The following is a 24,208-nucleotide window of genomic DNA, read 5'->3' as shown; positions in this document are numbered from 1 at the left end:
ACAAATTTGAAGAGCCCTTGAGGATCTCATAATTATTAACCAAAATAAATAATTCCCTTTCCTCTGGAGAGGGTTAAGGGAGCAGAATGAAAATTATATCCTATAACGTAAACGGCATTCGCGCCGCCATTAACAAAGGCCTTATCGATTGGTTAAAAAGCGCCAATCCCGATGTGGTTTGCCTTCAAGAAATTAAAGCCATGAAAGAGCAGTTGGATTTAAGCCTATTTGAAGACGCCGGATACAAATACAATTATTGGTTTAGTGCTCAAAAAAAAGGGTATAGCGGCGTTGCTGTTTTAAGCAAAACAGAACCCAATCATGTAGAATATGGCACAGGAATAGAATCTATGGATTTTGAAGGGCGAAATATTCGAGCCGATTTTAACGGCGTTTCCGTAATGAGCTTGTATTTGCCATCGGGCACAAACGATGCACGGTTAAACCATAAATTGGAATATATGGACATGTTTCAAGACTATATAAATACGCTGAAAAAAGACATTCCGAATTTGATAATTTGTGGCGATTACAATATTTGCCACGAAGAAATAGACATCCACAACCCAAAAATGAAAGGCGTTTCGGGGTTCTTGCCCATAGAACGCGAATGGATTGGCAACTTTATAAAAAGCGGATTTATTGATTCCTTTCGGTTTATAAACCCCAAATTACAACAATACAGCTGGTGGAGCTACCGCGCCAATGCCCGTGCAAACAATAAAGGCTGGCGATTGGATTATGCCATGGTTTCGCAACCATTACAAGAAAACATAAAAAGAGCCGTTATACTCTCTGAAGCTGTTCACAGCGATCATTGTCCCATTTTAGTAGAAATGAAAAAATAATATTTAACAAACAATAAATTTAACCCAAAATCATGTTTAAAAAAATCCCATTAGCAGTATTAACCTTAGTGTTGGTTGCCTCGTGCGTATCGCCAAAAGTTTATAAAGAATTAGAAGATAAATATGCCAATCTAAAACAGGAAAACAGAACCCTTTTAAACGAAAACGATGCCCTTTTAAATGCAAAAAACACAGCCGAAAACGAATTAAAACAACTTACAGCGGCCTATAATGAAGCTGTTGCCGAACGCGATAAACTCCAAGCCGATTTCAACGCAACTAAATCTAATTTAGATAATTTAAAAGCCTCATACGCTGCTTTAGAAAAAAACAGTTCTGCTTCAATAGCCGAAAATTCTAAAAAAAACAGAGAATTATTAGCACAATTAGAAGCCAAAGAACAAGCCTTGGCAGCAGAAAACGCACGATTGGCAAAACTTAAAAAAGAGCTGCAAGACCGCTCAGACCGTGTAGCAGAATTAGAAAGTGTAATCGCCTCAAAAGACGCTGCAATGACTGCCTTAAAAAATGCCATTTCAAGAGCCTTAACCGATTTTGAAGGCAAAGGCTTAACCGTTAATCAGCGCGACGGTAAAGTATATGTATCCATGGAAAACAAACTGCTGTTCAGCCCGGGTAGTTGGGCAGTAGGAACAGAAGGCCGAAGAGCCGTTCAGCAATTGGGCAGCGTTTTGGGCGTAAACCCAGACATTGCCGTTTTAATTGAGGGTCACACCGATAACGCACCCTATCAAGGTAGTGGGAATTTAAGCGGAAACTGGGATTTATCAACAAAACGTGCCACTGCAATCGTTAATATTTTAAGAGAAAACCCAGCAATAAACCCACAAAACCTAACGGCTGCAGGCCGTGGCGAACACGCCCCAATCGCAACAAACGACACAGCTGAGGGTAAAGCAAAAAACAGACGGATAGAAGTCGTTTTAACACCAAAATTAGACGAGCTCTCAAAGCTGTTAAACGAGCATTAAACCGCACATCTAAAGTTTTCAGTTTTTTCTAAACGGTATCCAAAATTAGGGCGTTCCCTTTCAGGTCGGGCTTTCGGCAGTCGCTTTTTTGCGCTGCCCAACTACCCCAAGGCAGTTGGGCAGCGCAAAAAGAGCTTCAACAAATGCCTCAATCCCTAACGCAGTTCACGTAAAAAACAGTAAATTTGCCATCATTTTTTCAAAACGTTATGATCGATAAACTAAAAGAACTAATAACCGAAGCAGAAGCCTTTAAAGCAGAATCCATAGAAGAAGTAGAAGCCTTCCGCATAAAATATTTAGGTAAAAAAGGCTTGCTAAACACCTATTTTGCAGAGTTTAAAAATGTAGCCAACGAGCAGAAAAAAGAATTTGGGCAAACCATAAACCAACTTAAAAAAACAGCCGAGGCCAAAGTAAGCACCTTAAAAGAAGCGCTGGAAAACCAAGACGATGTAAAAGGCGTTTTTGGCGATTTGTCGCGCCCGGGCGAACCCCTTCAAATTGGTGCCCGACACCCTATATCCATAGTAAAAAACCAAATAATAGACGTGTTTGCAGGCATAGGTTTTAACGTAAGCGAAGGCCCAGAAATAGAAGACGATTGGCACAATTTTACAGCCTTAAACCTTCCAGAATATCATCCCGCACGCGATATGCAGGATACATTCTTTATACAAACCAACCCAGATATTTTATTGCGCACCCATACCAGTTCGGTACAAGTGCGCTACATGGAAAACAATAAACCGCCCATACGTACCATTTCGCCGGGGCGCGTTTACAGAAACGAAGCCATTTCGGCACGTTCGCACTGTTTTTTCCATCAAGTAGAGGGCTTGTATATTGATAAAAATGTGAGTTTTGCCGATTTAAAACAAACCCTACAATACTTTACAACCGAAATGTTCGGCAAAAGCAAAATACGTTTGCGCCCATCGTACTTCCCGTTTACAGAACCAAGCGCAGAAATTGATGTGTATTGGGGATTGGAAACTGAAACCGATTACAAAATAACCAAAGGCACTGGCTGGCTGGAAATAGGTGGCTGCGGTATGGTAGATCCCAATGTATTGGAGAATTGCAAAATAGATTCGGCCAAATATTCGGGCTTTGCTTTTGGCGTTGGTATAGACCGTATTGCCATGTTATTGCACCAAATTGGCGATATTAGATTGCTAAGCGAAAACGATGTGCGATTTTTAGAGCAGTTTAATTCTGCTTTTTAAAAATTGTTTAATCGCATCGAGTATTAAAACACAGTTTTGCTATTTATACACAAGCCTAAATTAAGTTTTCGTTTTTTTTCGATACAGCCAAGTTTTAAACAAATAAAAAAATGCAAATCACTTCTTTATATAAATAATATATTTGTAAAGTGAAAAAAGACATCGAAATACCAGAAGTACAAGACGTTTACATAGCCATTGTAAACGAATACAACAGCATTTATAAAACCCAAGATTGGAACGCCTACATTATTAACGATAAAGCGGTAGATTTAGAGATGGTTATTATTGTAAGCAGTGGGTATTCTGAAAAAAAAAACAACTTCGGTTTTCAGAAAAAAAATCGATCTGCTCCCCAAAAAAAGCTATGCCAAGATAGAGCTGATGCAAGACCAACTATTCGCCTTAAACAATACCTTTAAAGTTTCATTTTTTGAAGGCGCTACCATGTTTGACAAAACCTACCTTTTTAGAAAAAACACCATTAACTTAAAGGCTTTGCAACCACTTCCCTTAATGGACGTAAAAGGGGTTTTGGTAAAGTAATATAAAGCTCTAACCCAATAAACTAAAAGGTAGTGGTATTGGCTGCTATCTTTTTTTTGTTTATAAATATATGCTCAAGTTTCAGAAAAAATAAAAGTATATTAGTGTTTCGGTTTTAATGAATTATCAGATAACCCATTCTATTAAATACTACAAATGAAACCAATATTTAAACCCTATTACGCCGTTATTTTTACATCAACCCAAAACGAAAACACCAACGGTTATCTTGAAATGGCTGAAAAAATGGAAGCCTTAGCAAAAAAACAAAACGGTTTTTTAGGAATTGATAGCGCACGAAACACCGTTGGAATTACAGTAAGCTATTGGCAAACCTTAGAAGCCATAAAAAACTGGAAACAACAAAGCGAGCATTTGCAAGCCCAACAAAAAGGGCGAGAAGAGTGGTACAGTTGGTATAATGTTAAAATATGCAAAGTAGAACGCGAGTACCAATTTTTTAAAAAATGATTCGCACAAAAGCCTCACAATCCTCATAAAATTATCTTAATACACATCCAAACACAAAAGGCTTAGAGTATATATTTTAAGTGCAACGATTAGTAAACTACATAAAAAGACATAAAATAAAAACGGCAATAATTGCTGTGCTATTGCTTGTTTATTATTTCTGTTTACCAAACCAACTTTTTAAAGACCCAAACTCAACTGTAATTACAAGTGCCAATAATATGCTGTTAGGGGCAAAAATAGCTAAAGATGGGCAATGGCGATTTCCAGAAATTGATACGGTTCCAGAAAAATTTAAAACCTGCATCATTCAGTTTGAAGACGAGTATTTTTATAAACATCCAGGGTTTAATCCCGTTTCAATCTTTAAAGCACTGCACCACAATATTAAATCCGGCAAGGTTAAACGAGGCGGAAGCACCATTACACAACAGGTTATTAGGTTATCAAGAAAAGGAACAAAACGCACCTATTTTGAAAAAATTATCGAAATTATTTTAGCAACCCGATTAGAGTTCCGCGAAAGCAAAACCAAAATTCTATCCTATTATACAAGTCATGCGCCTTTTGGCGGAAATGTGGTTGGGCTCGATGCGGCTTCGTGGCGCTACTTTAACAGACATGCTAATAATTTATCGTGGGCAGAAAGTGCAACTTTAGCGGTTTTGCCCAATGCACCAAGTTTAATTTACCCGGGAAAAAACCAGGAACGATTGTTAAAAAAACGCAATCGTTTACTTAAAAAATTATTAGATAAAAACATTATAGATTCGCTTACTTATAGTTTATCGATTGTTGAAGGCTTGCCACAAAAACCCTATCCGTTACCACAAACAGCACCACATTTATTACAAAAAATTGCAACATCGCATAACGGAAAACGCATACAAACCACTGTAAACCATCAGCTTCAGAAACAGGTTAACGCCATGGTTAAAAACCATTACAACCAATTAAGCCAGAACGAGATTTACAACGCTGCCGTTTTGGTTTTAAATGTAAAAACCAGACAGGTTTTAGCTTATGTGGGCAATACACCAACAAATAAAGCGCATCAAAAAGACGTAGATATTATTAACAAACCCAGAAGCACAGGCAGTATTTTAAAACCGTTTTTATATGCCGCCATGTTGGATGCCGGCGATATGTTGCCACACACTTTGGTGGCCGATGTGCCTACGCAATTTGGAAGTTACAACCCCGAAAATTACAACAAAACATTCGATGGTGTTGTACCTGCAAGTAGAGCACTATCGCGGTCTTTAAACGTGCCTTCGGTTAGGATGCTGCATACTTTTGGGTTGGATAGATTTCATCATTATTTAAAACAATTGCAGTTAAAAGATTTAAAATATAATGCCAACCATTATGGCTTGTCTTTAATTCTTGGCGGTGCCGAAAGCAATTTGTGGGATTTGTGCAAAAGTTATGCGGCACTATCTTCAACTTTAAATCATTTTTCTGAAACTTCATCAGAATATTTTTCAAATGAATTTTGCGAACCTACTTTTTTAGCTTCTGAAAAAATAGATTTTGGAATCAAAACTACCGCTAAAACCTTATTTGATGCCGCTTCTATTTATTTAACTTACAACAGTTTAAAAGAAGTGAACAGGCCCGAAAGCGACGAAAATTGGGCTTTTTTTGATGGCTCGAAACAAATTGCTTGGAAAACCGGTACCAGTTTTGGTTTTCGAGATGCTTGGGCCATTGGCACCACAAAAGATTACGTGGTTGGAGTTTGGGTTGGCAATGCCGATGGCGAAGGTCGCCCTGGTTTAGTTGGCGTAGAAACCGCTGCCCCTATTTTATTTGACGTGTTTGATTTGCTGCCAAATAGCGATTGGTTTGCTGAACCTTTTGATGAAATGCAAGATGTTGAAATTTGTAAAGAAAGTGGCCATCGCGCGTCTCATAATTGTGAAAATATAGACACTAAATTCATTCAAATAAGTGGGTTGAAAACGAAACCTTGTCCGTATCATGTTTTAATTCATTTGGATAAAACTGAAACATTTCAAGTCAATTCATCCTGCGAAAGCATTGATAGCATCAATCATAAGTCGTGGTTTGTGTTGCCGCCTTTAATGGCCTATTATTACAAAGCTAAAAACCCGTTTTACAAACCCTTGCCAAAATTTAGAGAAGATTGCTTGGGCAATAATACCATGTCTATGCAATTTATTTACCCAAAAGAAAACAACAGTATTTTTTTACCAAAAGATTTTGATGGCAATACCAACAATCTGGTTTTAAAAATGGCACATTCTAAACCGGAATCGACATTGTTTTGGTATTTAAACAATAGGTTTTTAGGAAGCACAAAAGACATCCACGAGTTTGCTGTTAAGCCAAAACAAGGACAACATATAATTACCGTGGTTGATGAATTTGGGAATGAGGCTAAACAGCAGATTGAAATTTTGGAGTAACAACCTCTTTTTAGCTTTATGTTAATTGAACAACAATGTTATTCCAAACGAAGAATGAGGAGGAATCTTATTATAATCGCAAGGTTTCTCGCTCTGTCTAATTACATTCCCAAAAAACAAATCAGTTTCTAACATAGGTTTTAAGCATACTGTGATCCGATTTAAAAGTTCCAATTTTTTCGGTTTTAAGAATTTCTAAATCTTTTGAAACCCAAATATGGTCCAGAGAAAGCAACGGAATATTCCAAAACCAAGTTTCTCTAAAACCATTGCCTTTTTGGTTAAAAGCATGGTTGAAATTACTTTTAAATGCGCTTAAATATTTAGATTCAAAAGGCACATTAAAGTCGCCCAATACTATTGTGTTTTCTTTTAGTTTAACATGTTTGTTTGCAAAACCTAACTCCCAAGACCGCGGTACATCTTGGCTTCCGGTAATATCTGTGGCATAAAAATTAAGCGCGTTAGTTTGAAAATGTATTATAGTTGAATTGTACTTTGAAGTGTTTTCTTGAATGATTTTTATTGGCGTTTTTGAAAACAGGGCAATTTCTTTATCAGACAGATAAAAGTGATAATCAGGAAATTGTAGTTGCAGTTTTTCAATATCGTTTTTACGGCCTTCAACCAAAACCAAAACATCGGGGATACCTTTACTTACGTTAAAAGCATCTTGAAAACCTCTGTTTCTGGAGGAGTTCCAAAAAACAATTTCCAAATCGGCTTCATCAATAGCTTCAGGAAAACTAATATTAAAACTACGCAACAACCAAATTAGCAATATTATTGATGCTATTATGATGTTGACTTTCCTGTGTTTTTTATTTAGAAGAACAGACAGAAATAAAATTACAAGAATAATAATTGGCAAGGGGAACGTGTAATACAGCAGCGAACTTTCGTAGCTATTTTCTTTAATCAAAAAATGAATGGCCAACAACGTAATAATAATTACGATGTTTAAAAACAGGTAAAGTGCTCGGAAATTTATTTTAAGCATTAGCGTAAGGGAAAGCCTTTTGCTGCCCACCACGGGTGTATTTCAATTTCCAATCGCCCAGCTTTTACCATGGGGTCTGCGTTGGCTAGACTGTCGGCCATTTTTTGTGTTGGAACGTTGTAAATGGTAATGCCACGAATATCGCCATCGTCTCCAAAAGGCCCGGAAATATCGGCATACCCAAGTTCGTACATCTTTTTTAAATGGGCTAAATGGGCGTTTTGCAAATCGGCAGCTTCTTCTTCGTTTTGCCCACGAATGGGACCGCGTTTTAAAAAGGCCATAAAATATTGTTGCATTAAAATGGTGTCGTTTGTTTTTTCATCAATATAGTCGAATGTTTTAAATCCTTTTGCAGTTAACTCTGCTTTTACCTGTTTTACAGATTTTTTTTCGGGTAGTTTTACTTCAACTTCAACAATAGAATCTATGGGCTTTTCTGTAGTTTTTATAGGCTGTTCTTTTACTTCTTCAATTGGTGTTTTTACTTCTTCTTTACATGCTATAAAGGCTATTAAAGAAATTACTATTAAAAATATTTTTTTCATAATTACCAGGTATTATAAGGTTGCTTGCTTAATTGCGAATTGTAATATTTTATGTGTCCCGTTACTTCTTTACCTAACCAATCTGGTTTTTTAAAAGTTTCGTTTTCGTGCTGTATTTCTACTTCGGCAATTATTAAACCTTGGTTATCTCCAAAAAACTCATCGATTTCAAAAACATGGTTTCCAAGTTTTACTTGGTAACGTATTTTATCAATAATACCCTTTTCGCACAGTTTTAAAAGTGCTTCGGCTTCCTGCTTACTAATGGTTTTTTCCCATTCAAAACGCGATAATCCATTATTGGATGATTTTCCTTTTACGGTTAATACGCCATCGTTTCCTTCTAACCTTACCCTAACGGTACGTTCTGGATCCCGATTTAAAAACCCTTGTATAATACTTGTACTGCTAAAGGCTTGGTCTTTAAAAACGTTTGAAGTTACTAAAAATTTACGTTCAATTTCTATCATTATTTATCGCAATCTAAATTTAATAACCGCAAGAGTAAATATAATTAAAAGGCATTTAATGCCTAAATTTACAGTATGTCTTTCAATTTACCAATTCGAAAAATTATTCATGTAGATATGGATGCGTTTTATGCTTCTGTAGAGCAAATGGATAACCCTAATTTAAAAGGCAAACCCCTTGCTGTTGGTGGCGGTGGCAAGCGTGGTGTGATTAGTGCGGCAAGTTACGAAGCTAGAAAATTTGGTGTTAAAAGTGCCATGTCTGGAAATTTAGCTGCTAAATTATGCCCAGATTTAATTTTTGTAAGACCACGTTTTGAGCGGTATTCTGATATTTCTAAAAAGATTAGAGCTATTTTTTATGATTATACCGATTTAGTTGAACCCCTTTCTCTTGATGAAGCGTATTTAGATGTTACCGAAAACAAAAAGGGCAACCCGAGCGCATCGTTAATTGCCAAAGAGATTAGGCAACGCATTTTTAACGAGGTTGGCTTAACGGCATCGGCGGGCATTTCAATCAATAAATTTATTGCCAAAGTAGCGAGCGATTACAATAAACCTAACGGACAAAAAACGGTAAAACCTGAAGAGGTTATAGGCTTTTTAGAGCAATTGGATATTAGGAAATTTTATGGCGTTGGCAAGGTTACAGCCGAAAAAATGTACCAAAAAGGCATTTTTACGGGATTGGATCTAAAGCATAAATCGTTGGAGTATTTAGATGCTAATTTCGGGAAGTCAGGTAGGTATTATTATTACATTGTTCGTGGTATTCAAAATAGTGATGTAAAGCCAAATAGAATACGGAAAAGTTTGGCTGCCGAACGTACATTTAGCGAAAATTTATCGTCTGAAATTTTTATGATCGATAAATTAAAACATATTGCGCATGAGGTTTCGCGCCGATTAAAAAAAAGCAAAGTGGCCGGTAAAACGGTAACTTTAAAAATAAAATACAGCGATTTTACATTACAAACACGAAGTAAAACCTTGCCGTATTTTATAAGCGATACCAGTATAATTATTGAAACTGCAAAAGACTTATTGTATCAAGAAAAGTTAAAAAACTCTGTTAGGTTATTGGGCATTTCTTTATCTAACCTAAATACAGAAACCCAAAAAACTCGTGCTGAGCTTAGCCGAAGTAAAACAGAAAGAAAAAGTATTAGCGTGCAGCTTAAATTTGAGTTTTAGGCTGGTTTAGTAGTGGTTTTGGTTAATTTTGTTTGTTGGTTTTTAAAACCCATTTTAAAGTCATTTTTTCAACTAACCTGCAAAAAAACAGCACTTTCTGGCTTTATGCATAAACTTATCGCCCATTTTAAGGCACAAAAAAACCCGACACTTTCGTATCGGGTTTTGTTTGCTCCTCTTCTTGGGCTTACTTCGACTGCGCTCAGCATTAACTTCTCGCCCAATCTTTTCCACAAAAAAACCCAACACTTTCGTATTGGGTTTTGTTTGCTCCTCTTCTTGGGCTCGAACCAAGGAAGGTATAATATTCTTAATCAACTATTTGACAACTTGACAACTTTAATAGCTTCCTTTTTATACGCCTTTTTACATAAATCACCCAGCATTATCATTAACAATATCAATAATAGAAATTATCTGCCTAACATCGCTTTCATCTTGAAAAATTCCAATAATTCCAGCATCGTGTGCTTCGTTAAATGGTGGTTTTACCAGTAGTGATTTATCTAAAGTCCCATTTACATTAAGATAATCTATTAGCGTTTTTATAAACGTTATTTGCCTAGCTGATAAATTTTCGTTGTTTATAAAATCTGCAAATAGCTGATTAACCACTTCGATATCTAAACCAACTATGCTTCTTATAAAATTCCCTAAAGGCATATCGCCATATTGCCTTTTGTATTCATCTTTTGTGCCAATGGAATCTTCAAATAACAACGTTTCTAAAAGGGCTAATTCTTTTTCAGTTATGGGTATATTTTTATGCAACTTACTAACCACTAAATGTGATTTATTTTTCCTTATAAACGATTCAACACGGTCTTTATAACTTTGTAATTTTGTATAACTTGGTAATATATCACGTTCTTCAACTTTATCATAATGCAAGACATCTTCAAAATCGGTGTAAACGGACTTTATATCTTCTTTATTAATAAACTTTATAAGTTCTCGAAGCTCTATACGAATATGCTCAATCTGCTCTAAATCAACAGATTTCCAAAACTCTTGAGTTTTTACTTGGTTTATCGTAGTGAGCTTATCGGCTACTACAGGAATATTTCTTTTTTTATATAGATTAACACCAACATCGTAAATCTGCTGAATATAAGTTTCTACTGACTTTGCTTTATTAAGTAATGCTAATTGTAATCTTAGAGCCAATAAATCAAATCGTTTTGCTAACACATCATCATCTGATTTGTAAACTGGTAAATGCGATAGATGATCACAAATATCAAACACGTCTCCAACGGATAAGCTATTCCAACGTGCTCTATCTTTAAAATCTTTTACATAGCGCAACGATTTTCTAACTTCAAAACGTTTTTCATCTAAATCGTTAATAGCAGTATGTAATTGATTAGTGTATGCTGCGGCCATAGCATCATCTTCTGGTGTTGCTTCTGCTAAATCTCTGATGGTTGTAATGATATTTAGCTTTGTTTCAAACACCTTTTGAGACAAAGTTTTAGACGAACCTGTTTTTACACCATCTGGAAACTCATCAAAAAATTCAAAATTGCCACAAAAATCAAATATTAAAAAGTGTTCTTTATGTTGTTCTGGAGCAAATAAATGAGGGCGTAATCGTGTGCCTCTACCAATCATTTGCCAGTACTTAGCGTAAGATTTTACTGGTTTAAAAAACACCAAATTAACAACTCTTGGTGCATCTACACCTGTGTCCATCATATCTACAGATACCGCAATTTGAGGTTCTTGTTCCTGCTTATCATCACAAAATTTTTCTAATAAATCTTGTGCTTTAGATTCGTAATTATCAATAACTCTTAAAAAAGAACCTCCAAACTCTGGGTAATTCTTATTAAAGCGTTCTTCAATAAAAACAGCGTGTTTATGGTTTTTGGCAAATATGATGGTTTTACCCAATGTATCGCCACCATCCACTTTTACACCTTCATTCATCAAAAAATCTAGAACAACATCAACTGTTTTAGTATTAAATAAAAAGCTATTGAGTTGGCTTTTATCAATTTGAACCGAATCATCATCTGGTTCTACTTCAAAACTTCCGAATTTTTCTTCAAATTTGATTTTATCTTCCTCAGATAAGTCTTTGTATTTAATACCTTCTTCTAAAAACTGAATGGGTACTTTTTTTGCTTTTGGCGGATTTAAATACCCATCATTAACAGCTTGAGTTAACTCATAAGCAAAGGTGGGATTATCATCTTCTATTCCAAATAAATTATAAGTATTATGGTCTATATCACTTTTTGGTGTTGCAGTTAAACCAATTAGAATAGCATCGAAATAATTGAATATAGCACCATATTTCTGGTAAACAGACCTGTGTGCCTCATCTATAATAATAACATCAAAATGCCCAACACCATAAAACCGTTCATCATCATCCAGCTTATCAATTTTATTCATGATAGTTGGGTAGGTAGAAAATACCAACCTTGTTTTACTATCTTCTTTCTCCTTAGTTAAATCGATGGCGCTTAAATGTGGCAAATGCTCTTTAAACGCATTTTTGGCTTGTGTTACCAAGGCATTTCTATCGGCTAAAAACAAGATGCGTTTTGCCCAATTATATTTGGTAAACATATCGACTATAGCAGCAGAAGTTCTGGTTTTACCGCTCCCTGTTGCCATAACCAATAACGCTTCACGATGTTTTCCTTTTAGTTGGTTTTGGTGTGTAGTTACCAAACTTTCACTTACACGTTGTATGGCTTCTAATTGGTATGGACGACCAGCAATGTCAGTATTCACTTTAAACTGCCTAATATCCTTTCTGGTTTTACGTTGCTCTATTAAGAAATTAAGCTCCTCTTTAGTGTAAAAACCATAGACTTGTCGTTCTGGGTAAAAGGTATCTTCCCATAAATAGGTGTCAAAACCATTGGAATAGAAAATAATAGGACGTTGCCCTGTCATTTGCTCTAAACAATTGGCATATAATACCGCTTGATGTTTTCCTTTTTTTGCATCGTGTAAGGTTTGTTTTGCTTCTACTACTGCAAGTGGCAATCCGTTATCGCCCCAAAGCACATAATCTACATAGCCTTTACCTGTTGGGTTGGTGCTTCTTGGCATGCCTGTAACAGGAAACTCGATATCTACACCAGTTTTTAAATTATTCCACCCTGCTTCTTTTAATAATACATCTATATAAAGCTTTCGTGTTTCAAGTTCTGGTGTTAATTTTGGAATATCACGTTCTTGGACAACCTCCTTTTTACGTGCTGCTTTACGTGTTGCAAGTTCTTGTAATTGTTGTTCTAATTGGCGTTTTAAAAGTTCGTTTTCTTTAACTAAGGCTTCTTTTTCTTCTTGTTGCTTTTTAAAAGCTTTAAGTTGTGCTTCCTTTTCTTCTGCTAATGCCTTTAATTGCGCTTTTGTTTTGTCTTTAACTATATTATCCTGTGGACTTGGCAATAGGGTTTCATCAAAAATAGGAATATCTGCATGGGTTTCGCCATAATATTTTACTAAATAGACTGAAAAACTAAAAATAGCTTTTAAAGATAATAATGACTTTCTTGAAGTTACTAGGTTGCCATGTGCACCATCATTACCAAAACGCCTCACTAAATCTAACTCGTGAAATAAAGATGGTTTAATACTGCTTTTAAAATCGTAATGAAAGAGTAATGCAGCTAATTTAGAATCGTAAGGTTTTGTAAACTCTACATCGTTATCGTACAACCAATTTAAGCCTAATTCTAAAACCGTTCTGCATAACAAAGCGGCATATTTAGGTTCTGTAAAGGTATATTTTTCAGCATTTATAGCTTCTGTGTAAAGCTGCGGAAAATCTTGTTTTAGGAAATTGAAGTTGCTCATTTAGATAAAAATAGTCACAGCTTTAAAAGTAAGGCTTTTCTTTTAATTGAAATACTCATGTAAAGATTTTTCCATTTTCTTTACACGTTTTGGTTTCATGTAAAGCAAATGTGTTTTTCTTTATATGTTATACTATTTTACTTTTATTTCATGGTTTTTATGTTGATACAACCCTCCATAAAACAGATGTTTACGTAATAAAGCTTAAGGTATATCAACATTTTTATCAACATTTATCAACATTTTTAAGTTTATTTCATGGTTTTATGTTGATATAATATATTTAGTCCCTTTCTTTTCTCCTAGCTTTACCAACAAACCTTTAATAATCATTTCATCTAACTTAGCTTTAAGTGTGCGTTGATTAATCTCACTACCAATACGTTTATTTATTTCACTAATAGCACTTTCAGGATAATTTTTCAAGTCTTCATAAATTAATTCTTGAAGCCTATGAGGTTCAATACGTTTTAAATTTGTTTTTTCAATAAAATCTGTTGTTCTTAAAAACTCAGGGTTCACATAATAGAGTGTTCCTTTGGTCTTTCCTTTGGATAATACAATTTCAAGTTTAAGCAATCGCCCTAACCAATGCTGTAGTCCATTGGGTTTATTTACATTTAATTCTTTAGATAAATCGGGAGCAGAAACACCTTCTTTTTGTGCAATTAATCCTAGAGCAATTAACTCGCGTTGCCTTAATTGTAATTCTTTGGATGCTTTATCCATTAATTTTAAAACCTTATTGCTAATTATTTGCTTTTTAACTGTAACAATAACTCTGTCGTCTCCTTCAAAAACTTCAGGAACTTCTTTACCATTACCTAATAACACTTCATAAACCTTATCATAACCACTACCTTCTTTTTCCATGAGTTTTAAATCATAAAATAATTTAGCTAGCAGTTGGTTACGCTGTACCGATTTTGTTAAAATATTATCTGGAGTTACACCAAGCGGTAACAAACCAGGGCTATGAATTTCTAACCTATCTGGATATAGATTAATAAAAATATCGCCACGCATGGTGTAGTTCCTATGCGCAAAAGCATTAGCAATAAGTTCTCGAATAACCTCTGGCGGATAGTTGTAAATATTTTTTCTAAAAATACCATCAGATACTTCTAAAAATTCATTCCAATCTGGTATTTGTGTTATAATATCTGAAATGAGTTCTTTTGGGTTGTATGAGTAATCATCCCACACCTTTTTATACACTTTATTACCATCTTCATTATACTTAATAAATTGAACAGATGGTGCATAATGTAGTGTTGCTCTATCTCTACGTTTACCAATCCACAATACCCCAAGGTTTGTTAAAAATCCATTATGGGTTAAAAAATAATAATCTGTAATTTCTTCGGTAGTCATGTCTTTTACAAAACCACTAACACGCTCAGAATTTTTTATATCTTTTAAAAAGGTATTGAATTTTTCAATATCACAATCTGCTAACGGTACTTTTTTAACTGTTTTTTCTTCCCAAACAAAAGCATTCTTTTCTGAAAACAAGCGTTCTATTTGGTCTGGCATTACAGGTTTGCATTCGTCTGACACCCTAATATAATAGCGCCCATCGGTGGTGCTTGCTATAGATTGTGCGCTTCTAAAAACAGTAAGCTCTATATATTGACCACCATTTTCGGCTGTGATAATTTGAGGTGCGATACCAACATTTAAAGCCAATGCAGGAATACGTTTATTAATTTGTTCTATAAGTTGTTTAGATATTTTTTGCGATGGTTTAGGTGCATCTTTATCATCCTCAATACCAATAAGTATTTTGCCACCGTAGCCATTAGCAAAACAGACACAATCTTTTGCTAATTCCTTCCAGTTTGCTGTTTTACCAGATATTAAGGATAACGACTTTTTATCTAAACCACTATTTTCTTTCATTGGTATAAAAGTATCTTTTTTTTATTTTGTTTGCAATTTAAAAGTTAGTAACCAAACTTTATAAGATTGCCACGTCGTTCCTGTCGCCGCTTCTCGCCATGACGTTACAACGCCCCTTTAAATGCCTTTTGTAACAAACTATTAAACAAGGCATCACTTTTTTGTAAGGCGGTTTGGGCTTGGGCTTTTTGGGCTTCTATGAGTTGTACGCGTTCTGCGAATTGGGTTTGGAGGTGGATTGGGGGATTCAAAAAATCTAAATCTCTTAAAATTGAAAGATTGATATTTTTTTGAGCTGATTCTGGTGCTGAATCTTCCAAAATTTTTTGCAAAAATGAAATCCAAAATTGAGTGAAAACAGCATTCGTTTTTTCATTAGGTAGAAAGCCAACGACGCTATCTGGAAAACAAGCATCAAATGTTAAAATTCCTGTCTTAGCAATATTTGCTGCAATAGTAATACATAGAGTTCCTGACTCCCACATTCTACTTTGAGCTAAACCAATTTCAGAATAAGTTGATTTATACTCTGTAATATAACCACCTGAATTTGCAATATCTCCTGTTTGAATTAAGGGATATTTCCCTCCTAGTAATTCAGGCGCATTTCTTGGTCTGTGCTTAGATTTTCCTCTATCTAATTTGCCAACTTCATTAAATTTAACTTTTTCCCAACCCTTAGGATTCGTAACAGGGTCGCCAAACATATCCAAAAAGAGGCTTTGGGTTAGGGCATCGTATTTTTGGATGAGTTGTTGGTTGAGTTGGCGCAATTTGTCGGCTTCATCTAAAATAGCAGCGATGCGTTTTTGGGTTTCTAGTGGTGGTAGGGGGATTTTTACTCTTTTTAATAACCCTGCTGATATATTTGGCTGTGCTCCACCAACACCCATACGAATAATTTCAGTTTGATTCCCCTTAAAAAAATAATACAAATATAAAGGAGTACATTTATCCGTTGGCAAAAAAGCTGCGCAAGCTTGATTTGTACTTGCCTCAATCTCTAAAATTGAAGTAGCCCCAATAGTAGCGCCATACATTGCAATTAAAACCGTTTCTTTTGGAAATAACTTAGCAGAAGAATTATTTAAACCTTCTTCAGTAATGTAATCAATAGCTTTGTTTATATATTTTGGTTTTAAATCTCCCGTTTTAACCCAAGGAATATTTCCATCCTTATAATATTCAGTTTTTCTTCTACTTGGTGTTCCTCCAGATGAAATTTTAAATACTTTACCTAATTCAACTAACTCCATTAATTCATCATCTTTTCCAAATTCAACAAGGCTTCGTTACGTTGGGCATCCAAATCTTTAATTTGATTAATTAGGGTTTCTGGTTTTTCGTATTCAATGGCTTCATAAACAATTTCTTTGTAGCGGTTTATGGATAAATCCCAATCGTTGTCTGCTATTTCTTGTTTTGGCACTAAAAAGGATTGTTGGGTGCGGTCTGAGAAGTCCTTTTCATGAGATTGCTTCATTTCTACTCCGCTCAATGCAGGCTCTCGCAATGACGTGGTATTCATTATTTTGTTGGCATCTAATAGTATTTGGGGGATGTCGCATTTGCCTTTTACCGCTTCAAGCATAGTTTCTGGCTTGGTAAAACATTGCTCAAAAGTGTCTTCTGATACTAATAAATTACGTTTATCGTCTAAGCTTAAACCATCTGCTTTCATATCGTAAAACCACACGGTGTCTGTACCTCCAGAATTGGTTTTGGTAAAGAATAAAATAGCGGTGCTTACGCCAGCATAGGGTTTAAAAACACCACTTGGCATAGAAATAACAGCTTGTAGTTGTTGGTTTTCTACTAGCTCTTTACGTATATTTTTATGGGCGTTACTACTGCCAAACAATACGCCATCTGGTACAATAACCGCTGCTCGTCCTCCTGTTTTTAGCATACGTAGCATGAGGGCTAAAAAGAGAAGTTCTGTTTTTTTGGTTTTGGTAACTTTTAGTAGGCTGCTTTCTACTTCGTCATAATCCAAACTGCCTTTAAAGGGTGGGTTTGCCAGAATCAAAGAATATTGATTCTCTATATCGCTATTACTTTCACTTAGGGCGTCTTTACCAATTAAAGTTGGGTTATCCATACCGTGTAATTGCATGTTCATGGCACCAATACGTAGCATGGTAGGGTCGAACTCTACACCGTTAAACATGCTGTTATGAAAGTGTTCTCTAAAGGTTTTTTGGTTAAACCAATCTTTATGCTTATCGTAAATATACTCGCCTGCCGAAACCAAAAACCCTGCGGTACCACAACTTGGGTCGCATATTACATCGTCTTGTTGTGGTTGCACTATCTCCACCATCATACGGATAATGTGGCGTGGCGTTCTAAACTGCCCATTTGTTCCTGCTTCTGCTATTTTAGAGAGCATGTACTCGTACAAATCGCCTTTGGCATCTTTATTATCAAGGTTTAAGGCGTCTATTTGTTGTACTACTTTATCGAGCAACTTAGGCGATTGTATCATAAAAATAGCTCCTTTCATGTACTGTGCAAACACACCACCTTGCTTGCCTATGTTTTTCATAAAATCAAAAACAGTTAAATCGTCTAAGTTGCGCTGTGGTTTGGTGAACAAATCGAACATCACTTCAGGGTCTTTTTCTTTAAAGCTGCTCCAACGTAATGGTTCGTGTTTTTTGCTGTAAAAGGCATTTTCCAATGGAATACCCAATAGGTTGGCTGCCTTTTCGTTATCCATCTGTTTGCTATCTAACTGTTTTAAAAATATAAGATAGGTAAACTGCTCTATTACGGTTAATGGGTTAGAGATCCCTCCTGTCCAGAAATCGTTCCAGATTTTATCAATTTTACTTTTTAATTCGCCTGTAATCATAGATTCATGTAGTTTCATAGCACATGTGTTTTTAAGTTACTGTTGTAAAAGTAATTAACACCTGTGCAGTGTATTCGCACTAATAGTTTTTGTATTGTTGTTCTACTCTTTTTTTTATGATTTCTTTAATGAACGTCGGTTTCATAACCCGGAGGTCTTCGCCTAACGACAAAATTAGTTTTTCTAACTCGTAATTAGGTACTACTTCAATAGAAAAGGTATAGCCAGTTTCGTCGTCTTTTACTTTTTTCTGTGAGCCATGAAAAGGTTTCGTTTTTATATAAGGTGCTAAAGCGGGTTTTGCGTGAAATTCTATTTTTACCAAAGGTTTATCATGGGGTTTGGTAACCCCTATAATATCATCAAAATAGTCTTCAAAATTAACCATTTGGCTCGTATCATAGTGTTTTGATGATTGGGTGATTTGCTTTAGCCTATCTAATGCTAAATTGGTCATATTATTATAATCATCATGTTTTCCAAATACAAACCATCTATTATTATACTGTTTTAAATGATAAGGATGAAAAATAAAATATTGTGTTTCGGGATTGTTGAAAGATTGATACCCAATTTTTAAAGCCTGATTGTTTTGAATGGCAGAAAAAAGCGGTGTTATATAGTCTATTCCTACTAAATAATTATTGTTATCGAAACTGATAATTTCTTGATTTTGATTAGATAGTTTAAAGGTTTGGTCTAACTTAGGCAAAAGTTCATTAACCCATTCAAACTGTGGTAAGCCTTTAAAACGCCCTAATACTAACATGGCAGATTTTAGTTGTTCTGCTTCTGTGGGATTTAAGGGCTGATTGTTTATTGAAAAGGAAGGGTCTTTATATTGATAATAAGCACGCCTACCATCTTTAATTTTTTCTAAGGGAATGGAAAAGCCTTGTGAGGATTCCATAAACCTGATATCGTCATATAATTGCCGTTTTTTAATGCCTACTGAATTAGGGTCGAATTCAAATAAGGCGTTATTACAAGCTTCTAATAAATCTTCTATATAATATCGCTTACCCGTGTTTTTAAAGCACCTATCCAAGCTCTGATATCGAATAATAGCGTGTTTATTGGTGGACATGGTTGTTGGTTTGTGTAAACATAAAATTTTATGTGCACATACACTGCATGAATCGTCCTTAAAATTGCATACTATTAATAATAAAACACAAAAACTATGGAACGCGATTACTTTTTACGTTTTAGCATTGCAGGTTTTTCATATTATGAGGGTGCTATTGCTTTTAAAAACCTAGAAATAGGCACGATATTAACTCTTAAAAGAGAACCTACCAATACCTATGACAAACATGCTATTGAGATTTTTTTCAACGATTTAAAATTGGGTTATGTACCTAAGTTTGAGAGCAGAAAATTATCATTATTGTTAAAATATGGCTTTGATAAATTTGAAACCAGAATACAAAACATTAATACGGATGAACACCCCGAATCTCAAATTGATATTATTTTGTATTTGGTAAAAGAAGAGGCGCCATTATAGCGCCTCTATTTTTAAAATTTAGTAACTCCATTTATAGCCTCCACTTTGTTCTCGTTCATTTCTGCAAACTCTGCTGATGCAGGTCTTAGAAACTCCCGTTTTTTTACTTGCTTCTGCAACAGATTCGTAAACTGCTATTTGTTTGCCAGAAAGGGAATATTGAACTACTTGTTTTTTACGCAAATCCTTTTCAGGACAAAAGGGCACACTAAAGTTGTAAGACCAATAATAACCTTTGCAGGTTTTATTTTGCCCAATACAAGCATTCCCAACACAGGTTTTATATGCATTAACTGCATTAGCTGCATTTTGTAGGCAATCATAAGTATTTAGTAAACTACCATCTTTTATATTGTACTGATACACTGTTTTTTTGATGCCTCCACCAGAATCTGCATTAAAGCCTTTTTCTTTAGAATCTAATTTTTTAATAGTTTCCTTTTCTTTTCTGGCTAGTTCGTCTGTTGAATTGGCAGTATCTGTTTGCTCCCAAGTAAATGCTTCAACATCATGTGTTGCTATGGCTTGTGCAAAGGGGTGTTTTTCTCCCCTATTTGCACGTTCTTGATGGTCTAGTTTACGCTGATGTAATGAATCTTTAGTTGCACCTACATAGAACTCGCCAGTGATTTCACATTTGACTGTGTAGATGATTCCTGCTGGTTTTTTATTTTTCTTCATCGTTCTCAACTTTATTAGAGCAATCCATAGAAATATAAAAACCGTGTTTAGGTTTTTTAATTTTACCACCATTAACCAAATCTCTTAAATGCTCTTTAATCTGGCGTTCTTCTAAGCCTATTTCCTTTTTCAGAATTTTTACTAAATCGGCTGTAGATACAGGTTTACATTCAAGTTCTTTAATTTTTTTAATAATTGAATTACGATGATTGTCGGCTCGTCTGCCATCTGTACCCTCCAATAGCTCCCATTCAGTTCCAGTTCCCTGATAGTCAATTGTTGAATTCTGGGTGAATTGAAACTGATGTATTACAGAATCATCTACTTCTTTATACCTAAATTCAATATTTTTTAGATATCTAACTTTATTATTAGTATTTCGTAAACCAATAATAAAATCAGCCTCTTGTGCAAAAACAACACTTCCTTTCATACAGTCCATTGTTAATGATCTGTTTCCAATTTTAGGAGTGTGATGTATGCAAATCAAAGTGATATTTAAGTCTTGGCTTAAATTTCTGAGTTTAAGCATGATTTTTTCTGCATCACTACTTTTTTCCAAGCTACCATGATTTAAACGAGTAATACTATCTATAAATACAACTTGCGCCTCAGAGCTTTTAATTGTTTTTTTTAGCCTTGCCCAATCACTATCCTTGGATATTAACCTTAAATACTCTTTTGGTTGATAAGTAAAATTAGTGTTGTACAATAGCTGTTCAGCATCATTAAGCGTTTGGTACTGGCTTATATTACGTCTTGCCCTCATTTTCCAATGCTCCTCAAGCCCTATAAAAATTACTTTTCTGGGATTGCCATCTAAGTTAAAACCCATAAACTCCTTTCTACCTACTGCTAGGTGCATCCCCAAACACTCACATAATGTCGATTTTCCACTTTTGGGTGGAGCAAAAAATATGCCCATGGAATTTTCAACAATACCACTCCATAAATAAGTTATTGGTGGCTCTTTTTCGTATAACTTTACGATTTCTTCATAGGTTAAATAACCCTTTTCTTTAGCTTCTGTTACTTTCATTTTTTTTAATTTTTACCGAAACGGCGTTAAATATTAATTAACAAAGCAGTTAAAGACGTTAATAGAATACTCTAGAAACACTTAAAAACAAGCTTTCCAGATAAGACATACCTATCTAATGTATTAAAATATAAAACTGCAATGAAAGTCACTTTTTAGAAACATTTTTTTGAAGCTAATGTTTCCGTTTATGAAGTTGTAAGTGACTAAAGAATTTGTCCACTTTGAACTCTACAAATATCTCAAAAAAAAAGATTTGAAAAAAGCATTTTTTCAAAATCTTATTAACCAAGCTGTTAATATCTCTGAAAGCATCAATAAATATGAGCACTACCTGCCATCAAAAGGCAAAAATTTCCTAGAAATGCACAAAGTGCAGGTAATGCATATATTTCTGATTCTTTTCAGTATTTTTATTTTAGTACGAAAAAGTCTCAAAAGAATCGAGTAAAGAAAATGCAACATAACGTACATCTATAGATTTTAATTTTAGCTATATTATTATCACAAATGGGTTAAAATGTCGAAATAGTAATAATAGTAAGCTCTTTTGTTGATGATAAATACGGTGTTGCCAGAACTGGATAGTTTTACTTCAGTTACTTTAGCATAATCCCCTTTAGTCAATTCCCCAATGTCATGTGCAATCTTAACGGTAATAGGGCAATGCAAAGTTTTTAATTTTCCATACCATGTGATTACGAGTATGGATTTTGGCGAACAATATTTAAAAAGTTCAGCCAGTTCTTCATTTTTCATAAGGATTAAATAAAATGCCCAAGCATAACACCTGAGCATGTTTTAGCTATTAATATTTAATTGAGATACCAGAAAGGTGAATCATTTTGCATTGAAAAGGATAGTTTTTGGATAAGTTCGTGTGCGTTCAAGCTTCTTCCTAAAAAGGAATCTATATAACTGCTCTTATTTGCTTCGGTTAATAGGTTAAACACATTCCATAAATTGATACTGCCATCCTGTTGCCTTGAAAAATTTTCATCTTCGTAATACCCTTTAGCTATTGAGTTGATTTGTCCATCATTCAGCATTAAGGTGGGAATTTCTCTTTTTTCTGGCTTTGGCAAATAGTTATACATACGACACTTGCCTAAAAATCTTGCAAATTGTTTTTCAGTTAAATAGTGTTCTGATAACTGCTTCAAAGCATTTAAATGGTTTTGCATTTCATAAGTGCCCAATAGCTCTAACACCTTGGATTTCAGTTCCTCGATGCTTGTTGCTCTTAATTCTTCTACCATTCCATCACTACTGACACATAGATTCGTGCATACCATATTTTTGAAACCTACAAACACCTTAAACTTTTCGTAGTTCTTTTTACTGTATAAATTTTCTTGATTATAGGCTCTAACGCCACCTATCACTAAGCTTAAGTCATTGCCATTAATGGTTTCTGAAATACTAGGCACCTCTATTTTAAACATCATTCTTTCGTAATAAATGGTTTTATCTTGCTCTGTTAACTCCTTAACAGGTTTGCCAATAGCTTCGGGAATTCTCCCTTTTATGACATGGCTTACTCTCAATTCTGGTTTTAAAATACGTTGCCCTGAAAACACAGTTCTTGCACAACTATCAACTGCATCAATAAACTCGTGATGAGCCAAAGTACACTCGTTATCCTTTGAAAATACCGGGATGGTACAATCATTTTGTAAATGAGAAAGGCTAACCTCATGTGTGTTAGCCTCTATAAATGGGTTTGGTGATTTGGTAATTATCTGCTCTTCTGGTATGACTAAATTATTCTGTACTTGTTGTAGTTCCATTTTCGTTGGGTTTTTGTTGTTCAATAATTTCTGAATTAGGCACGATATTGTGGTCTATGGCTTCAATAAGTACCTTCCTTTCCATAATATCAGCTTTAATTACTTTTTGGTAATTGGGGTATTTAGCATAAATATGCCTTAAACCATCAACAGTTTCGCATTTTTGAATTTCAGCTTTAGCTTGTTCTAAATCTTTTCCATTATTACACCAACGCATTAATTTTTTACCTGTGGAAGCATTTATAACAAACTCTGGTTTATTCATAAACAAGCCAGTCCTGTCTTTAGAAGCTCTAACTAAATGGTTGTCGTTAATTAATTCAAGATTTACAGTTAATTCGTACTCAAATCCCTCTCTGGTAATTTCTTTAGTGCCATGTTTTATAACTTTAGTTTTACCATTATTATCAGTATCCATAGAATAATCCACCTTACGCCTTGTTGTAGTAATGATGTGACATTTAGATTGTAAAATAGCATCAATAAATGCTTGATGTCTTGGGGTTATTTGTGCCCAATTCTGGAACCTCCCACCTAGTTTCTCATGAATATCCAAACATCCGCCTTTGCCATTCCATTCATGTGTAATACTATCGACTATAATTACCTCCATACCAGATTCTTCGCATACTTTAATAGCTTCTATATACTTTTCTGGGGCATAAGGAGGTTGCATACTTAATGTGTTGTAACTTCCTAAATGTGAGTATAAGCTAGCTGATTGATTTTCTGTGTCGATTATAGCTACTTTAGAGTAATCATTAGTAATGCCATAAGCCAATAATAGCGCTGAATAGGTCTTGCCAAATCCAGATGCTCCACTAAGTCCAATACGTAGCTTTACTTGTTCTCGTTGTGCTTGTTTAAGTTTCAT

Annotated in this window: 20 protein-coding genes and 1 pseudogene; 8 read left to right on the top strand and 13 right to left on the bottom strand. The window is 34.9% G+C overall.

What is annotated here, in order from left to right; genetic code table 11:
* The first annotated feature begins 86 nt into the window (after positions 1–86).
* The 6 genes and pseudogenes from ACFSQS_RS13300 to pbpC all read left to right on the top strand — a co-directional run bounded on the left by ACFSQS_RS13300 (position 87) and on the right by pbpC (position 6,518).
* On the top strand, positions 87–848 hold the full coding sequence (locus ACFSQS_RS13300; RefSeq protein ID WP_388019837.1) for an exodeoxyribonuclease III: 762 nt from the start codon (positions 87–89) through the stop codon (positions 846–848).
* Positions 849–880: 32 nt separating this feature from the next.
* On the top strand, positions 881–1,840 hold the full coding sequence (locus ACFSQS_RS13295; RefSeq protein ID WP_388019834.1) for an OmpA family protein: 960 nt from the start codon (positions 881–883) through the stop codon (positions 1,838–1,840).
* Between the two features lie 209 nt (positions 1,841–2,049).
* The gene (gene pheS, locus ACFSQS_RS13290) at positions 2,050–3,069 is read left to right on the top strand and encodes a phenylalanine--tRNA ligase subunit alpha (RefSeq protein ID WP_388019831.1); all 1,020 of its coding nucleotides are present in this window, start codon (positions 2,050–2,052) and stop codon (positions 3,067–3,069) included.
* Positions 3,070–3,218: 149 nt separating this feature from the next.
* Positions 3,219–3,615 (top strand): annotated as a pseudogene (locus ACFSQS_RS13285) (hypothetical protein).
* Between the two features lie 156 nt (positions 3,616–3,771).
* Complete coding sequence (locus ACFSQS_RS13280) at positions 3,772–4,086, top strand: antibiotic biosynthesis monooxygenase family protein (RefSeq protein WP_388019828.1); 315 nt, start codon at positions 3,772–3,774, stop codon at positions 4,084–4,086.
* An 80-nt stretch (positions 4,087–4,166) separates the two neighbouring features.
* On the top strand, positions 4,167–6,518 hold the full coding sequence (gene pbpC, locus ACFSQS_RS13275; RefSeq protein ID WP_388019825.1) for a penicillin-binding protein 1C: 2,352 nt from the start codon (positions 4,167–4,169) through the stop codon (positions 6,516–6,518).
* Positions 6,519–6,639: 121 nt separating this feature from the next.
* Here the strand turns inward: pbpC and ACFSQS_RS13270 are convergent, their stop codons facing one another.
* Genes ACFSQS_RS13270 through ACFSQS_RS13260 form a run of 3 tightly spaced genes read right to left on the bottom strand, consistent with a single transcriptional unit; the run spans position 6,640 to position 8,536 of the window.
* On the bottom strand, positions 6,640–7,518 hold the full coding sequence (locus ACFSQS_RS13270) for an endonuclease/exonuclease/phosphatase family protein (RefSeq protein ID WP_388019822.1): 879 nt from the start codon (positions 7,516–7,518) through the stop codon (positions 6,640–6,642).
* Positions 7,518–8,066 (bottom strand): YciI family protein, encoded by a 549-nt coding sequence (locus tag ACFSQS_RS13265; protein WP_388019819.1) that lies wholly within the window; start codon positions 8,064–8,066, stop codon positions 7,518–7,520. Before ACFSQS_RS13265 ends, ACFSQS_RS13270 begins: the two co-directional genes overlap by 1 nt.
* Positions 8,067–8,068: 2 nt before the next feature.
* Positions 8,069–8,536: a CYTH domain-containing protein gene (locus tag ACFSQS_RS13260; RefSeq protein ID WP_388019816.1), complete on the bottom strand. Its 468-nt coding sequence runs from the start codon at positions 8,534–8,536 to the stop codon at positions 8,069–8,071.
* Between the two features lie 75 nt (positions 8,537–8,611).
* Here ACFSQS_RS13260 and dinB point away from each other — a divergent pair, with 75 nt between their 5' ends.
* Positions 8,612–9,733 (top strand): DNA polymerase IV, encoded by a 1,122-nt coding sequence (gene dinB / locus ACFSQS_RS13255; RefSeq protein ID WP_388019813.1) that lies wholly within the window; start codon positions 8,612–8,614, stop codon positions 9,731–9,733.
* Positions 9,734–10,108: 375 nt separating this feature from the next.
* Here the strand turns inward: dinB and ACFSQS_RS13250 are convergent, their stop codons facing one another.
* The 5 genes from ACFSQS_RS13250 to ACFSQS_RS13230 all read right to left on the bottom strand — a co-directional run bounded on the left by ACFSQS_RS13250 (position 10,109) and on the right by ACFSQS_RS13230 (position 19,401).
* On the bottom strand, positions 10,109–13,555 hold the full coding sequence (locus ACFSQS_RS13250) for a DEAD/DEAH box helicase family protein (protein ID WP_388019810.1): 3,447 nt from the start codon (positions 13,553–13,555) through the stop codon (positions 10,109–10,111).
* Between the two features lie 264 nt (positions 13,556–13,819).
* Positions 13,820–15,457 (bottom strand): ATP-binding protein, encoded by a 1,638-nt coding sequence (locus ACFSQS_RS13245; protein ID WP_388019807.1) that lies wholly within the window; start codon positions 15,455–15,457, stop codon positions 13,820–13,822.
* Positions 15,458–15,561: 104 nt separating this feature from the next.
* Entirely contained in the window at positions 15,562–16,713 is a 1,152-nt protein-coding gene (locus ACFSQS_RS13240; protein ID WP_388019804.1) for a restriction endonuclease subunit S, read from the bottom strand.
* Positions 16,713–18,332, bottom strand: coding sequence for a type I restriction-modification system subunit M (locus ACFSQS_RS13235; RefSeq protein WP_388019801.1), 1,620 nt, complete (start codon positions 18,330–18,332; stop codon positions 16,713–16,715). The genes ACFSQS_RS13240 and ACFSQS_RS13235 overlap by 1 nt, the downstream gene beginning before the upstream one ends.
* A gap of 61 nt (positions 18,333–18,393) precedes the next feature.
* Positions 18,394–19,401 (bottom strand): helix-turn-helix transcriptional regulator, encoded by a 1,008-nt coding sequence (locus tag ACFSQS_RS13230; protein ID WP_388019798.1) that lies wholly within the window; start codon positions 19,399–19,401, stop codon positions 18,394–18,396.
* A gap of 96 nt (positions 19,402–19,497) precedes the next feature.
* On the opposite strand from ACFSQS_RS13230, the gene ACFSQS_RS13225 reads away from it, so the two are divergent.
* The gene (locus tag ACFSQS_RS13225; protein WP_316984578.1) at positions 19,498–19,824 is read left to right on the top strand and encodes an HIRAN domain-containing protein; all 327 of its coding nucleotides are present in this window, start codon (positions 19,498–19,500) and stop codon (positions 19,822–19,824) included.
* 18 nt (positions 19,825–19,842) lie between these two features.
* Here the strand turns inward: ACFSQS_RS13225 and ACFSQS_RS13220 are convergent, their stop codons facing one another.
* From ACFSQS_RS13220 to ACFSQS_RS13200, 5 genes are all read right to left on the bottom strand, one after another.
* The gene (locus ACFSQS_RS13220) at positions 19,843–20,505 is read right to left on the bottom strand and encodes an NUMOD1 domain-containing DNA-binding protein (RefSeq protein ID WP_316984579.1); all 663 of its coding nucleotides are present in this window, start codon (positions 20,503–20,505) and stop codon (positions 19,843–19,845) included.
* Complete coding sequence (locus ACFSQS_RS13215; protein WP_388019794.1) at positions 20,492–21,544, bottom strand: AAA family ATPase; 1,053 nt, start codon at positions 21,542–21,544, stop codon at positions 20,492–20,494. Before ACFSQS_RS13215 ends, ACFSQS_RS13220 begins: the two co-directional genes overlap by 14 nt.
* A gap of 504 nt (positions 21,545–22,048) precedes the next feature.
* Positions 22,049–22,342, bottom strand: coding sequence for a hypothetical protein (locus ACFSQS_RS13210; RefSeq protein WP_388019791.1), 294 nt, complete (start codon positions 22,340–22,342; stop codon positions 22,049–22,051).
* A 17-nt stretch (positions 22,343–22,359) separates the two neighbouring features.
* Positions 22,360–23,334: a DUF3871 family protein gene (locus tag ACFSQS_RS13205; RefSeq protein ID WP_316984582.1), complete on the bottom strand. Its 975-nt coding sequence runs from the start codon at positions 23,332–23,334 to the stop codon at positions 22,360–22,362.
* On the bottom strand, positions 23,309–24,208 hold the full coding sequence (locus tag ACFSQS_RS13200) for an AAA family ATPase (RefSeq protein WP_316984583.1): 900 nt from the start codon (positions 24,206–24,208) through the stop codon (positions 23,309–23,311). The genes ACFSQS_RS13205 and ACFSQS_RS13200 overlap by 26 nt, the downstream gene beginning before the upstream one ends.

The organism is Gelatiniphilus marinus (genome assembly GCF_042684345.1).
Taxonomy (GTDB): Bacteria; Bacteroidota; Bacteroidia; order Flavobacteriales; family Flavobacteriaceae; genus Gelatiniphilus; species Gelatiniphilus marinus.
Note: the sequence above shows the minus strand (reverse complement) of the source record. Positions and strands in the feature narration are given on the sequence as shown.

Bases quoted from the DNA above. Each gene is read 5' to 3' on its own strand.
- ACFSQS_RS13215 (WP_388019794.1), bottom strand. From the start codon at position 21,544: ATGAAAGTAACAGAAGCTAAAGAAAAGGGTTATTTAACCTATGAAGAA.
- ACFSQS_RS13210 (WP_388019791.1), bottom strand. From the start codon at position 22,342: ATGCTCAGGTGTTATGCTTGGGCATTTTATTTAATCCTTATGAAAAAT.
- ACFSQS_RS13235 (WP_388019801.1), bottom strand. From the start codon at position 18,332: ATGAAACTACATGAATCTATGATTACAGGCGAATTAAAAAGTAAAATT.
- ACFSQS_RS13220 (WP_316984579.1), bottom strand. From the start codon at position 20,505: ATGAAGAAAAATAAAAAACCAGCAGGAATCATCTACACAGTCAAATGT.
- ACFSQS_RS13295 (WP_388019834.1), top strand. From the start codon at position 881: ATGTTTAAAAAAATCCCATTAGCAGTATTAACCTTAGTGTTGGTTGCC.
- dinB (WP_388019813.1), top strand. From the start codon at position 8,612: ATGTCTTTCAATTTACCAATTCGAAAAATTATTCATGTAGATATGGAT.
- ACFSQS_RS13270 (WP_388019822.1), bottom strand. From the start codon at position 7,518: ATGCTTAAAATAAATTTCCGAGCACTTTACCTGTTTTTAAACATCGTA.
- ACFSQS_RS13300 (WP_388019837.1), top strand. From the start codon at position 87: ATGAAAATTATATCCTATAACGTAAACGGCATTCGCGCCGCCATTAAC.
- ACFSQS_RS13265 (WP_388019819.1), bottom strand. From the start codon at position 8,066: ATGAAAAAAATATTTTTAATAGTAATTTCTTTAATAGCCTTTATAGCA.
- ACFSQS_RS13245 (WP_388019807.1), bottom strand. From the start codon at position 15,457: ATGAAAGAAAATAGTGGTTTAGATAAAAAGTCGTTATCCTTAATATCT.
- ACFSQS_RS13250 (WP_388019810.1), bottom strand. From the start codon at position 13,555: ATGAGCAACTTCAATTTCCTAAAACAAGATTTTCCGCAGCTTTACACA.
- ACFSQS_RS13225 (WP_316984578.1), top strand. From the start codon at position 19,498: ATGGAACGCGATTACTTTTTACGTTTTAGCATTGCAGGTTTTTCATAT.
- ACFSQS_RS13280 (WP_388019828.1), top strand. From the start codon at position 3,772: ATGAAACCAATATTTAAACCCTATTACGCCGTTATTTTTACATCAACC.
- ACFSQS_RS13230 (WP_388019798.1), bottom strand. From the start codon at position 19,401: ATGTCCACCAATAAACACGCTATTATTCGATATCAGAGCTTGGATAGG.
- ACFSQS_RS13240 (WP_388019804.1), bottom strand. From the start codon at position 16,713: ATGGAGTTAGTTGAATTAGGTAAAGTATTTAAAATTTCATCTGGAGGA.
- ACFSQS_RS13200 (WP_316984583.1), bottom strand. From the start codon at position 24,208: ATGAAACTTAAACAAGCACAACGAGAACAAGTAAAGCTACGTATTGGA.
- ACFSQS_RS13260 (WP_388019816.1), bottom strand. From the start codon at position 8,536: ATGATAGAAATTGAACGTAAATTTTTAGTAACTTCAAACGTTTTTAAA.
- pheS (WP_388019831.1), top strand. From the start codon at position 2,050: ATGATCGATAAACTAAAAGAACTAATAACCGAAGCAGAAGCCTTTAAA.
- ACFSQS_RS13205 (WP_316984582.1), bottom strand. From the start codon at position 23,334: ATGGAACTACAACAAGTACAGAATAATTTAGTCATACCAGAAGAGCAG.